This window comes from Bacillus sp. F19, assembly GCA_023823795.1.
Classification (GTDB): domain Bacteria; phylum Bacillota; class Bacilli; order Bacillales; family Bacillaceae; genus Bacillus_P.
In genome coordinates this window covers 170,725-183,122 of sequence record CP085711.1, presented here as the reverse complement: position 1 = coordinate 183,122, position 12,398 = coordinate 170,725, and the positions used below count along the sequence as shown (strand labels likewise).

The 12,398-nt window shown below is 44.4% G+C and carries 10 protein-coding genes; all 10 read right to left on the bottom strand.

Annotated elements, in window-relative coordinates; all coding sequences use genetic code 11:
- Window positions 1-674: 674 nt before the first annotated feature.
- Window positions 675-1,757 (bottom strand): HupE/UreJ family protein, encoded by a 1,083-nt coding sequence (locus LIT25_26720; GenBank protein ID USK36720.1) that lies wholly within the window; start codon window positions 1,755-1,757, stop codon window positions 675-677.
- A gap of 257 nt (window positions 1,758-2,014) precedes the next feature.
- Entirely contained in the window at window positions 2,015-2,191 is a 177-nt protein-coding gene (locus tag LIT25_26715; GenBank protein USK36719.1) for a hypothetical protein, read from the bottom strand.
- A gap of 15 nt (window positions 2,192-2,206) precedes the next feature.
- Window positions 2,207-5,413: a carbohydrate-binding protein gene (locus LIT25_26710; protein USK36718.1), complete on the bottom strand. Its 3,207-nt coding sequence runs from the start codon at window positions 5,411-5,413 to the stop codon at window positions 2,207-2,209.
- 1,259 nt (window positions 5,414-6,672) lie between these two features.
- The gene (locus LIT25_26705; GenBank protein USK36717.1) at window positions 6,673-8,580 is read right to left on the bottom strand and encodes a cation-translocating P-type ATPase; all 1,908 of its coding nucleotides are present in this window, start codon (window positions 8,578-8,580) and stop codon (window positions 6,673-6,675) included.
- On the bottom strand, window positions 8,577-8,837 hold the full coding sequence (locus LIT25_26700) for a hypothetical protein (protein USK36716.1): 261 nt from the start codon (window positions 8,835-8,837) through the stop codon (window positions 8,577-8,579). The genes LIT25_26705 and LIT25_26700 overlap by 4 nt, the downstream gene beginning before the upstream one ends.
- A gap of 1 nt (window position 8,838) precedes the next feature.
- Window positions 8,839-9,033 (bottom strand): hypothetical protein, encoded by a 195-nt coding sequence (locus LIT25_26695; GenBank protein USK36715.1) that lies wholly within the window; start codon window positions 9,031-9,033, stop codon window positions 8,839-8,841.
- An 11-nt stretch (window positions 9,034-9,044) separates the two neighbouring features.
- Complete coding sequence (locus LIT25_26690) at window positions 9,045-9,656, bottom strand: ATP-binding cassette domain-containing protein (GenBank protein ID USK36714.1); 612 nt, start codon at window positions 9,654-9,656, stop codon at window positions 9,045-9,047.
- The gene (locus LIT25_26685) at window positions 9,646-10,581 is read right to left on the bottom strand and encodes an ABC transporter ATP-binding protein (protein USK36713.1); all 936 of its coding nucleotides are present in this window, start codon (window positions 10,579-10,581) and stop codon (window positions 9,646-9,648) included. The genes LIT25_26690 and LIT25_26685 overlap by 11 nt, the downstream gene beginning before the upstream one ends.
- A gap of 12 nt (window positions 10,582-10,593) precedes the next feature.
- A complete protein-coding gene (locus LIT25_26680) occupies window positions 10,594-11,409 on the bottom strand; it encodes an ABC transporter permease (protein USK36712.1) in 816 nt (271 codons plus the stop codon).
- Window positions 11,406-12,395, bottom strand: coding sequence for an ABC transporter permease (locus LIT25_26675; GenBank protein USK36711.1), 990 nt, complete (start codon window positions 12,393-12,395; stop codon window positions 11,406-11,408). Before LIT25_26675 ends, LIT25_26680 begins: the two co-directional genes overlap by 4 nt.
- Window positions 12,396-12,398 lie beyond the last annotated feature (3 nt).

The following is a 12,398-nucleotide window of genomic DNA, read 5'->3' as shown; positions in this document are numbered from 1 at the left end:
ATGTACCACAGAATTTGCGCTATCAGAATCATTATCAAAGCCGAAATTGTGCTGAATGAAGATCCTATCTGAACCGAGGACGGACCCGTAAGCCTAGTAAGTGTTGCCTTATAAAAAATTTTGATTAAAAATACGCTATGAACGTTGATTTATCAGTACGACTTAGTTTTATTTTTGGAAAAAAGATTGATCAAAAACTTTTAATCCTCTGATGTTTCAGACTATATATTTTAGAATAAAGTTCGAGTAAAAATGTTCATAAATCTTGTTTTATCAACGTTCTATAAAATATGTACTGTATTTTAATCAATCTTTTTTATAAACGGTACAACTTTTTTACAAACGGCCGAACATTATTTCCCCCCCCTTCAGAATCAAATTTGCTTTTCTGCTAAATGATAAGTGATAAATATTAATAGAGTGTAAATCCAAAGTAAACATTTTGTATTATTGATATATTGTTATAGCTATATAATCCAAAATTTAAATCCTGTGTAGACAGGATTTAACGAATATTCAAAATAACAAACGCATTGTAAACTTGCATTACGCATCCCCTCATAGGAATGGCTCAATTTGCAGGGTAACCACATAGATAAAATAAAAAGATTTCACTTCTCGAGCCTTCCCGGCCATATGGTTGGCAATCTTTTCATGTTTTGGGCTATGGTTTACTACAGACGTTGAATCAACCAATAAAATGCTAAAACAAAAATAAGGCAAGACGCGGAGATCATCATTTTACGATACCATGGGAACCTTCGCAGCCAAATCAAGAGAGGCAGTAATAGACACAGTACTATGAACTGACCCGTTTCCACGCCTAAATTAAACGAAAGGAGTGTGCCAATCAGATTGCTCTTTGGAAGTCCTATTTCAGTCAAACCCCCGGCGAAACCCATACCGTGAATCAGGCCAAATATGGCTGTCAATAGCCACCGCCATTTCACCTTTTGAACAAACATATTTTCTACTGCCACATAACAGATGGTCAGCGCTATAAAAACTTCGACCCAATGCGAACTGACCTGAATACGGTCGGTGGTCACCAAGAATAGTGTTATGCTGTGGCCGATTGTAAAAGCAGTAACAATTTTCAACGCATCCTTGAAGCGAGATGCGATTAATACTAAGGATAACAAAAACAGCATATGATCGAACCCGGTCAAAATGTGTTCGATTCCAAGTACAAAGTATTTCCATAGGACGGATTCACTTTCAGGCTGAGCAATATTTTCAGGCTGAGCAATGGTGATCTGAACATCTCTTTTTTTGGTATCAAGAATATTCTGATAGAAATATTCCCCTGCATGGACCAAAAGTACATTCGTATGAAGAGGCGCACCTTCAAACATCAGATTGTAATGAAGATTAAATTGTTCGATCGCTTCATCGGCGGTTAACCTTAGTTTAAACATTACGCCGATCGTGGAAGCCTTTTCTCCCAACTCCATCGAAAGTATTTCCATCGTTAATGGCTTCGAATCCACATCTATACGAAGATCTTTCTGTAATACCGATTCGATTCTTTCTTTCTGCGAGGACAGTTCCTCGTTCTCCAGATGTTTATCCTTGTCGGTATCAAATTGTTCCAGCATGTCTATTTGATCAAGAAAAAGTTCATAGTCAATCGTATTCCCTTTAATGTTTAAAATCGAGTAACCCCTACTTTTGTCGGTATGGGCAAATGAAGTGCTGGCATTCGCACAAAATATTAATGTGACTATGAACAAGGACAGGAATGCACGTATTTTCAAAGCGAGACCTCTTTTCATCAAAGTTTAAATCTAATCTCTTGAGCGAATCGTAATTGTGTCAATAAATATTGAGCGTCTAAATATAGAGCGTCCCGCAGCAAATATTTTGCCGCGGGACCTCTTTTCATCAAAGTTTAAATCTAATCCCTTGAGCGAATCGTAATTGTGTCAATGAATATTGAGCGTCTAAATATTGAGCGTCCCGTAGCAAATATTTTGCCGCACCTGATATGTGCTTCCCGCTTTGAGCATTCAATTCATTCACAAAGCCCTTTAGATTGAAGCGGGATCGTCATTCCGATTTTGTAAAAATGCGAATCGAGTGTCATCGTCGTTTTGCTGTTATCGACCCCCGACAGGTTGTCGGTTAATGCAAACTTAGACGTCAAATCCACGGAATCTTTATAAATGCTGTTGTCTCCCAGTACGGTCATCTCGACCTCAGGAACTTACTTATCCACCGGCGCTAAAATTTTCATTTCCGACAAACCGACATTTGATCCGCTTCCACCGGATACCTGGAATTTGACCCATGTCACCGTCTTGTCAGGGAAAGTTACAGAATAAGCGCTCCCGTCATTCGGGATTCCTGAAACCGTCAAAGTGCTTCCGTCGCTGAAGGTAAGCGTTCCGCCGGTCGCCCAGTCCACTAAATTAGGCCGATCATAGAAGATAATCTTGTTGAACGTTTGATTCGTCGTCCAATTCACCTGGATCCATGGATTCTTTTCTCCCTTGGAGGCCCATTCGCCATTAACCGCTTGCCCTATGCCATCAAACACTTTGTCGGGAGTAAAACTGGCATTGTAAATCGATGAAGCGGTAACTGCGGCGGTCCCCACTGGGATCCTATTAGCAGTTACTCTAATGCTTGTTGTCAAAGGCACGTTATTGGGATTTGCCACCCCAGTTGGCAAAGTTACAGTTCCATTTACAGTAAAGGTCTGTACAGTCTTTACCGTAGGATCATAGTCTGAAGCATCTACATTCCATGTCACCTTGGCCTTCCCATTCAAGCTGCCTGAATCGGTAACCAAGTCTACTGTCTTTGGCAGTCCAAGGGCGTCCGCTGTCTTCGCCGTTCCGATGGCTGCGTCTATGTCAGCAGGCGCAGTGATGCTGTTCAATTTTTTTTCTTGAACCTCTGTCAATTCAAACCAGCGAAAAACCCAAAAAGGTTGAGTTACATTCAGCCTTATTTTATGTGAGCCTTCACTCAGTGCGACCGTTTCGGATTTAATAACATAGTTGTCCCAACCCCCGGTTGAGAATGAGGTTCTCGTTTGAGGTACTCCATCTACCTCGAATTCAACCTCTCCCGTTTTACCCGGTGCTGTTCCCACCTTGTAATCTAATTGATAGAATCCCGATTTTGCCACATCTACGTTATATTCCATCCAGTCGTCTTTTTCTATATAATTCACTCGATATGCGGGTCCGCCATCATTAGTCCCTTGATATCTAAATACAAGACCCTGTTTCTTATTGTAGTTTGCAGCTTCTATCCTTCCTGGCACCGATGCTGAACCAGGCAATTCATCTAAAATATTTACATTAAAGCTGGCTGTCTTTCCACCTACAGTCACAGTCAGTGGCAATCCTGCTTTAAGATTGGCGTTATCAAAGCCGGTAATATGATCACCCGTTACGTTCTCCACTTTTGTTGTTCCATCGCTGTAAGTGCCTGTCACAACCAGCCCATTTAAAAGAAGCGCATCTGCATACAGGTAATTCAACTTTGTTGGCAGTTTAGTTATTTCGATGCTTTGTAACTTAACGTTAGAAGTCTCGTTGGCCATTGCCATGATCTGATCGGTAGACAATGCTTGATTGTAAACCCTTACTGCATCAATACGTCCATTGAAGCTTTGTTTGCCTTGACTGTTTGCACCGATATACGTTCCCTTTGTAGGTGTGGCAGGAGTTGCTTCCTTATTGGTTACTGGTACGCTGTTGCCATTGATATAAAGCTCCCAGGTACCGCTTCTTCTTGCCGCAGTAATATTGGTCCATTGTCCTGCAGTCAAAGCAGTCTCCGATCTCGCAATCGGCTTACCGTTGACCACGAGTGATACCTTATCCCCATTGGCATGATCCAGCATAATAGAATAACCGTTGTCATCGCCATCGCCATTGGACAAGATCCGCTGCGATTTCGAAGCTGCGCCATTCCACTTCACCCAGGCTGTTAGCGTTACATTGTCTGTTTTTGTGGATACAAGATCTGCACTTGCATAATTACCGTCAGCACCGTTCAGGTTGAGCGAAGCGGAACCTTCCATTTTATCCGTCGTATCATAGGCAGCACTTCCATGCAAGGTTGCATTAAACCCATTCTTGATACTGTCGTTGCCATTGCCGTTAAATCCCCACATCGTGCTGGGATCGGCACTATCTATAATTTGGAATTTATCTATGTTCACGCCCGCTGCGTTGCCATCGCTTTTTATGACGATCTTGTTATTTGAACCCGGATTCAGCTCAACAGGTACCGCCAATTCGTTATACGAACTCATGCTTCCGGTAGTCGGAAAGCTGAGCGTCTGTACTCTGGCTCCATTTACATATAATCCCTCGGTAGCATTGGCAGCATCGGTAGCATACCTTATTTTCAATATTTTATTGCCGCCAGAAGCTCCTCCGTCAACCTTGAGCGACTCGATATATGCTTTTCCATTGTTCATATTCACATACTTGCCGCCGGACGGATTTATGTCGTCGCCAGAGGTTGCATATGCGAATACACTATCCTCGGCTTCATACATGCCGGTTGTATTCGGGTGCAGACTCATAGTACCTTCCCATATGGTTTTTTGTGTAGTTACATCCCTTCCCTTTATATGCACCTTGTCTTTATATACATCAAACATCATAGCTTGACTATTTAAAACGGCACCATCTCTTAATGCAGTAAATCTATTGGTGTACATGTTGCCTTGTATCTTAACATCGTCGTGAAGATGTCCTGTTGTTAAAATAGCCTGTGGATATTTTTCAAGGATATTTCTGAACTTCTGTTCCTGTATCATATTTTGACCATAATTATCCGAAAATGACTTGGATACGGTCTGGTAAATAGGATTATGCGTGAACACAAAAATCGGCTTGTCCGGTTCAGCATTTTCAGCAAGCTTGCTTTCCAACCAGGCTAACTGTTCGTCGGACATATACGCGATATTGGCCGGTTTCCTATCAAACCCTAAAAATAAGAAGTCATAGCCTTGTATTTCCCGGTGGTAATACACCTTATTTTCTGGTATTCCTGCCTTTTGTATAAATCTGTTCTTCGCCACATTATAATCCGACTGCCAATCATATTCATGATTTCCCATTGTATAATGCACCGGCGGATGATCTTTTACAGAATCGATAGCCCTTTTTATGGCGTCATATTCACCGCTATCCCCGAGATTGGTTATATCCCCGACTAAAACGATTGCACTTGCATTATTATTTTTAGCATCCGTTACAGCTTTAGCCGTTTTACCCGTATCGCTGTGCGTGTCCGACATTGACATGAAGCTGAAGATAGGTTCTTCCGTAGTGTTTTCTGTCCCTTCTGCATAGCTTTTTCCCTGAAAAGGCACAGCACTAAGGCCTACTAGAATAGCTATCATCGTTAGTGTTAGAATTTTTAACCTTTTAAGAAATAGCATAATTAAACCTCCTGTTATTCTTTGTAATACTCAATATGAAATGGCCGTTTGTCGTCTTGCTTAGCCCGTTAAGGGGTCCCTTAGAGGGGTTGAAAATCAGGATTTTCTATTACTTGATCGCTTAGCTGGAAAAATTCGCGTTTTGAAGGCGAAACCCCGTTAACGTCGAATCTTGTTGTCCCTCCCTCGTCGTAAAGTTTTTGAGCTAAATTCGTAAGCATTGATCCTATACAACTCTTTCTACAAGATTTCCACCCCCTCCAGAATCAAATTTGCTTATCCGCTTAATAGTAAGTGACACATTTTAACAGAGTGTAAATCCAACGTAAATATTTTGTAATATTGATATATTGTTATAGCTATATAATCCAAAATTTAAATCCTGTGTAGACAGGATTTAACGAATATTCAAAATAACAAACGCATTGTAAACTTGCATTACGCATCCCCTCATAGGAATGGCTCAATTTGCAGGGTAACCACATAGACAAAATAAAAAGATTTCACTTCTCGAGCCTTCCCGGCCATATGGTTGGCAATCTTTTCATGTTTTGGGCTATGGTTTACTGCAGGCGTTGAATCAACCAATAAAATGCTAAAACAAAAATAAGGCAAGACATTGAGATCATCATTTTACGATACCATGGGAACCTTCGCAGCCAAATCAAGAGAGGCAGTAATAGACACAGTACCATGAACTGACCCGTTTCCACCTATTTTGATTTTAGTGTTAATTAACACAAATAATCACATTTTCACATTTTTAACCAAATAAAAAGAGGAAAAGCCAACATTCACTTTTCCTCAACGTAAAATTATATCATTTCTATTTATTTACGATCTCGATTCCTTCTTTTTCGTACTTCTGCAATACTTTTTCCGACAACTTGGAATCGGAAATAATACGGTCAATCCTATCAAACTGGCAAACCTTCAATAAGGATACAACATCAAATTTGCTGCTGTCTGCTAAGACCAATTTCGAGAATTCCCCAGCATCTTCATTTTTACTTGGTATTCACCTAATCCGTAATCCGTTAGTCCTTCCGTCAACGAAATGCCGCTGATACTCATAAAAAATGTATCGATATGAAATCCTTTGAAAAACTCCTCCGCGGTCTGAACTTGGGGATTTGCTTTAGCAAGTAATAATCAATGGAACATTCCAAATTGTAACCTTTTAGATAATGTTCCATGAACATGCTGGCTTGGACATTGATTCATTAGTATTTCGATGCCTCAAGGGTTTCACTTTATTCTCACACATAATTTGTTCTATTCCCAAGTAACGTTTTACCTTTGTTCAGGGGATTATTTTTCGGGCCGTATCGAATTAATCTGGCGGAGTTGATGACGACGAACAGAGAAGCAACGTTATGGATGGCTGCTCCGACGACCGGATCGATGAAGCCGGCTGCGGCAAGCAATATGCCGACTACATTAAACGCTACGGCAAAGATCCAAATATTTTGTCGGACGATAAACATCGTTCTACGACTGATTTGCATAACCTCAGGCAGTTTCTCTAAACGATCGCCCATAAGTGCAACCTGCGAGGATTGGATCGCAAGGTCCGTCCCTGCCGCTCCCATCGCAATTCCAACGTCTGCAGCCATGAGCGCAGGAGCGTCATTAATCCCCTCGCCGACCATCGATACCGTATGTCCTTCCCGTTGATATCGTTTTATTACGGCAAGCTTATCGTTAGGTAGGAGACGCGCATGAACTTCATCCATTTTCAAATCACGTTGTAATTCCGCAGCCGCCCCATGGCTGTCGCCGGTTAACAGAACGACCTTCGAAACACCGAGCCTGCGAATGTCCTCAAGAGCTTTGACGGCGCCTTCCCTTACCGTATCGCCAACTACAAGCCCCCCGATCGCGGCGCCCTCCGCAATAACCAGTAATGCGGTCCCGCTTCTATGTTCCTGCAGAAAGAGTTTCGCTTCTTCCGAAATACCGTCGATATGCTTCAACAGCCTTTCATTGCCTACCCAAACCAGTTTGTCCTCGATCTTCGCTCTTACGCCTACCCCTATTTCTTGAGTGAAATCCAGCGGCTCCTCAGCGCAAACGAAACCATTGGCCCTGGCGGACTCTAGTATCGCATGGCCGATCGGATGCTCCGAGTAACGCTCGGCCCCTTCCGCATAACGAAGCAACTCCGCTTCCGTGTAATTGCCGAAGGGCACAATCTTCTTCAGCTTTGGCTTCCCCTCGGTAAGCGTGCCCGTTTTGTCGAAACAAACAATAGTGACTTTGGACAGCGCCTCCATTGCACGCCCTCCCTTCACAAGCACGCCTCGCTTCGCTACGTTTCCGACGCTGGCGACCACTGCAGTAGGTGTCGCTAAGACGAGCGCACAAGGGCAAGCGATAACCAGCACAGTCATTGTTCGGATCAGGTCGCCCGTTATTAGCCAAGCTAGCGAAGCAATACCCAGAATTAACGGCGTGAAATATACTGCAAACCTGTCTGCCAGCCGTTGCATCGAGCCTTTCGTTTCTTGCGCCTCAAGCACTGACGTGATGATTTTCCCCATCGTCGTATGATCACCCGTCTTTTGAACCGTGAACTCCATGGACCCGAATTCGTTGATCGTTCCTTGGAACACTGTGCTGCCTATATATTTATCTTGAGGCATAGGCTCTCCGGTCAAGGCAGATTCGTTCACAGATGCGGTTCCCGCTTCAACAACGCCGTCTGCAGGGATGCGCTCCCCGGCTTTGACGAGTACACGGTCGCCTTCCGTCAGCATGTCGGTAGGTACTCGCTCCCACGAATGATTTCTCCACACGGTAGCTTCGTCAGGAACCATCGCCAGCAATTCATCAAAAGACTGTCTCGTTCTATAGAGAGTAATTTCTTCCAGTAGCTCGCCGATAAGCATCATAAGTGCAACAAGCGCCGCTGCTATGTAAAATCCTAGATAAGCGCAGCCTGCCATCGTGATTACAACCAGCGTTCCGGCCGTTATCGTGCGCGTGTCCAGAATTGCCAACAAAGCGCGGTACGCGATAATGCCGCCCCCCATCAGCATCGCATAGAAGGCTGGGGGAAATCCTGCTATGTTTCCAACGCTAGGAATATATGAAAGCAACAATGCAAACCCGACCACGACCGGCAAAAACCAAATATAAATTTTTCGAATTCGCTCCATGTTCATAGCTGACCAAACTCCCAGACTATATAACAACTCAACGAGACGATCACGATCACGGCTGAGATGATTTTATTTCTGACCTCGCTGCCATCTTTCCTTTCATTCTTATCGGAATCGTTATAATCGTCATCATCCGGCTCGTTTCCCCCGCCTAATGGCCGGTAATTGCCCCTGGGATTATTCTTATTATGATGATGACGAGTTAAAATACCGTGATTACCTTCGTGCAGCATAATATCCACGTTATTTATAATATCCACGTTATTGCCCCCTCTCCTTCTCCTTGTAACTTTGAAATGGTTTTTGAGCGTCTGCAGGAATCTTTTCAGAATCCAGCGTACCTTCTTCAATTTTCTCTTGTCCAGGACGCGTTTTTATATCTTCACAAGATGAATGTCCGGCGAGCACAAGGTACGCGATAAGAAGCATTCCGATTCTCTTCCAATATTTTCTCATTTCATCACCTCTTAATTTGTTAGAAATTGAGTGAAATCAACGACTCTAGTGCAAATTCGATGGATAAGATGTCTGTCGTGACTGACGATCAGCAATCCCATAGAACGTTTCTCAGCGACCTCAAGCACCGTTTTCCATATCTGCGCTTGCGTTATCGCGTCTAACATCGTCGTCATCTCGTCCGCAACAAAAAATCGGGTTTGCGGAGCAAGCGCTCGCGCAATACAAATTCGCTGCAATTCCCCTCCGGAAAGCTCGGAAGGCCAACGTCCGAACCAGCGTTGACTGATTCCTAATAACTCAAGCAATTCTTCGTCCGGATTCCAGCCCTCATTGAGGATCTGCTCGATTCTCCAACGCGGATTTATTGCCCGTTCAGGATGCTGAAAGATGAGTTGAATCGGCCGATAGCCCGAACTAGGCAAAGCTTGTCCGTTTAATAGAACATCTCCTTCTTTCCCGGCTTCATAGCCTGCAAGGATGCGGCAGAAGGTTGTTTTGCCGCAACCGCTTGGACCTATCATTCCAACCACTTCACCACTGTGAACCTGAACGGTCGCATGACGAAATAACCACTGATCTTTTCCGTAACGCTTGCTTATGTTTCTGGCCTCAAGTTGCATGACAGCATCTCACCATCCCATTGCGTAAAGGTCGTAATTCCGGAAATATCTGACTGCACTCGTATGTCGCACTGCCACAGTTATCTGCAAACATACAACCATTGATAGAGAGAGGTTCCCCTTTTCCGCCGAAATTTTGTTGCAGGACGGAAAACTGATTCTGTGGCAATGCATTCCATAATGCCTGGGTGTACGGGTGACGCAGATTCTCTCCCATTCCCTCAAAGTCTGTCGAAGGAGCTACTTCCACCGTAGTGCCGGAATAAAACACGGCTACTCGATCAGCGATTTTCAGCGCCGCTTCCAGATCGTGCGTAATGAATATGATAGCCGATCCTCTCGTAGCTAGCTCCTTGAACGATAGAAGCGTCTCTTGTATTACCGCCTCATCCAATCCGGGAGTAGGCTCATCAGCAATGAGCAATCTTGCTCCGCTTACTGTTGCAATGGAAACAAGGACACGCCTAGCCATTCCTCCGGACAACTGATGCGGAAAGCGTCTAGCTGTTTTAGGGCCTAAACGGTATCTCTGAAATGCCTTGATTTGCTCCTCTTCCGGATCTCCCGTGCGCACCGCCTGCTTCACTTGATGACCTACTCGCATAAGAGGGTCTAGGAACTGAACCGACTGCGGCACTAACGCCACCTCTCTTCCTCTCAGCTTCTTAATTAGAGAGGAGGTTAGCGGTTCTCCGTCAAAAGTTAGTTGACCTGTAACTCTAGCGTTCTTGGGTAAAATTCCGAGAATCGCATGGGCAAGCAGGCTTTTCCCGGAACCACTGGCTCCGACTACTGCAACGATCTCACCAGGGTTTACAGATAACGAAAGATTTTTAATTACAGGCACGTTAACCTGTTTGAGACCTGTCTCGTATTGAATAAATGAAATGGATACATTGTTGACTTCCAGCAAAGGCAAACTCATGATGCCTCCTCTCTACTCCTGTGAACGATTCGGATTGATCAGCGCATAAAGATTCTCCGCGAGTACGTCGAAAGCTCGAACGACGATAAGCAAGCATAACCCGGGGAAGAAAGCGAGCCACCACATGCCGGTCGATAAATATCTCATAGATTCCGAAAGAATAATACCGATCGCGGGTTGATGCGGCGACAGCCCCATTCCCAAGAATGTAATTGCAGCCTCGTGCAAAATAGCATGAGGGAATGCAAGCAGCGTACCGACGATAAATTGCGGTATTAAGTGCGGTAGAAAGTGTCTGGTGGCAATCCACCACTTCGACCTGCCCATGTGTTTGGAGATCATTACGAATTCACATGACTTTAAATATAGAATTTCAGCCCGAATGACTCGCGTGAGACTAGGCCAATGCGTCAGCGCTACGGCAATAATCACGCCTCGCACCCCTCCGCCTGAAACGAAAGCGATTAGAATAAGCATGACTAAATGCGGAATGCTAAGAAATAAATCAACGAGCCAAGTGATGATTCGATCCACTGTTTGTCCTAATGTTGCTGCCATTAAGCCTAGCGTTCCGGCTATGAGCACGCTTATTGAAGCTGCAGTCATGCCTACCCCTAGGCTTAACGCTAATCCTTTCATAGTCCGGGTAAGCATATCTCGGCCGAGCCAATCCGTACCGAATGGGTTTCCCCATGATGGGGGCTCGTTTCTCTCCGTTAATTGGGTGGATAATTGATCGTTGCTTAACAATACACTGAGAATAATTGGCACGAGCAATAAAGCGAGCGAAATGATGGAATACACGACGGTTCTCTTTCTGCGGTTCATATGGAATCCCCTTCCCGAATTCTAGGGTCAATCCATCGGTAACACAGTTCAGACAATAAGTTTCCTGCGAACACAAACAAGGTACTGAACAATACGATACCTAATAATAGTGGAACATCTCCCCGAGTACCTGCTTCTACGGTTGCTCTGCCTAGTCCTGGGTAGGAAAACACCTGTTCCACCAAGACCGCTCCGCCGAATAATTCGCTGAACGAAGCGAATTGCAAAGTGATCGCCGGCAGCATAATATTACGCAATCCATGACGGCGGAAGAGTATAAATCCTTTTTCTCCTCTTGCTCTCGCAAATAGCACGTAATCGCTCTCGAGTACCTCCACGAGTTTTTCTCTAGTATGAAGAGCGATTCCCGAGATTCCAGTTATGCTTAATGTGAGCACCGGCAAGATCATATGGCGAATCCGGTCTAGATTAGTGACTTCTTCGGCCACCACGCCTGCCGGAACACCCAATCCGACAGGAAATATAGGAAGCCATACGGTAAACACAATAAGCATGAGTATGCCTGCCCAAAACGGTGGCGTGGAGGAAAGCGTTAAACAATACCACTTAATCGCTTGGTCCAGCCACGTATTCCTTCTCATCGCAGCTACCGCTCCGACAGCGAAGCCGATGATACCGGATAGCAGCCATGCAGAGCTCATTAATCCGAGTGAGCTAAGAAACCGCTCTGCAATGACGTCCGTTACAGGCTCTCGATAAATCATGGAGGTTCCTAAGTCGCCTCTTAACAATGCGCTGTACCATGCCAGGAAACGCTGCAAGGGAGGATCGTCAAGTCCCCAATATTCTGCGATTGCCGCACGCTGCTCTGGACTTACCCGTAACATGTCTGCGCCTATATAAGCTTGCGTCGGATCAATAGGAGAATAGCTGACAAGAGCAAAAGTTATGGCGCTAACCGCGGTTAGCAGAAGCGCCAATTTCATTATTTGCAGAGAAAGAAATTTAGCTAGGTCAAAAAACATGAA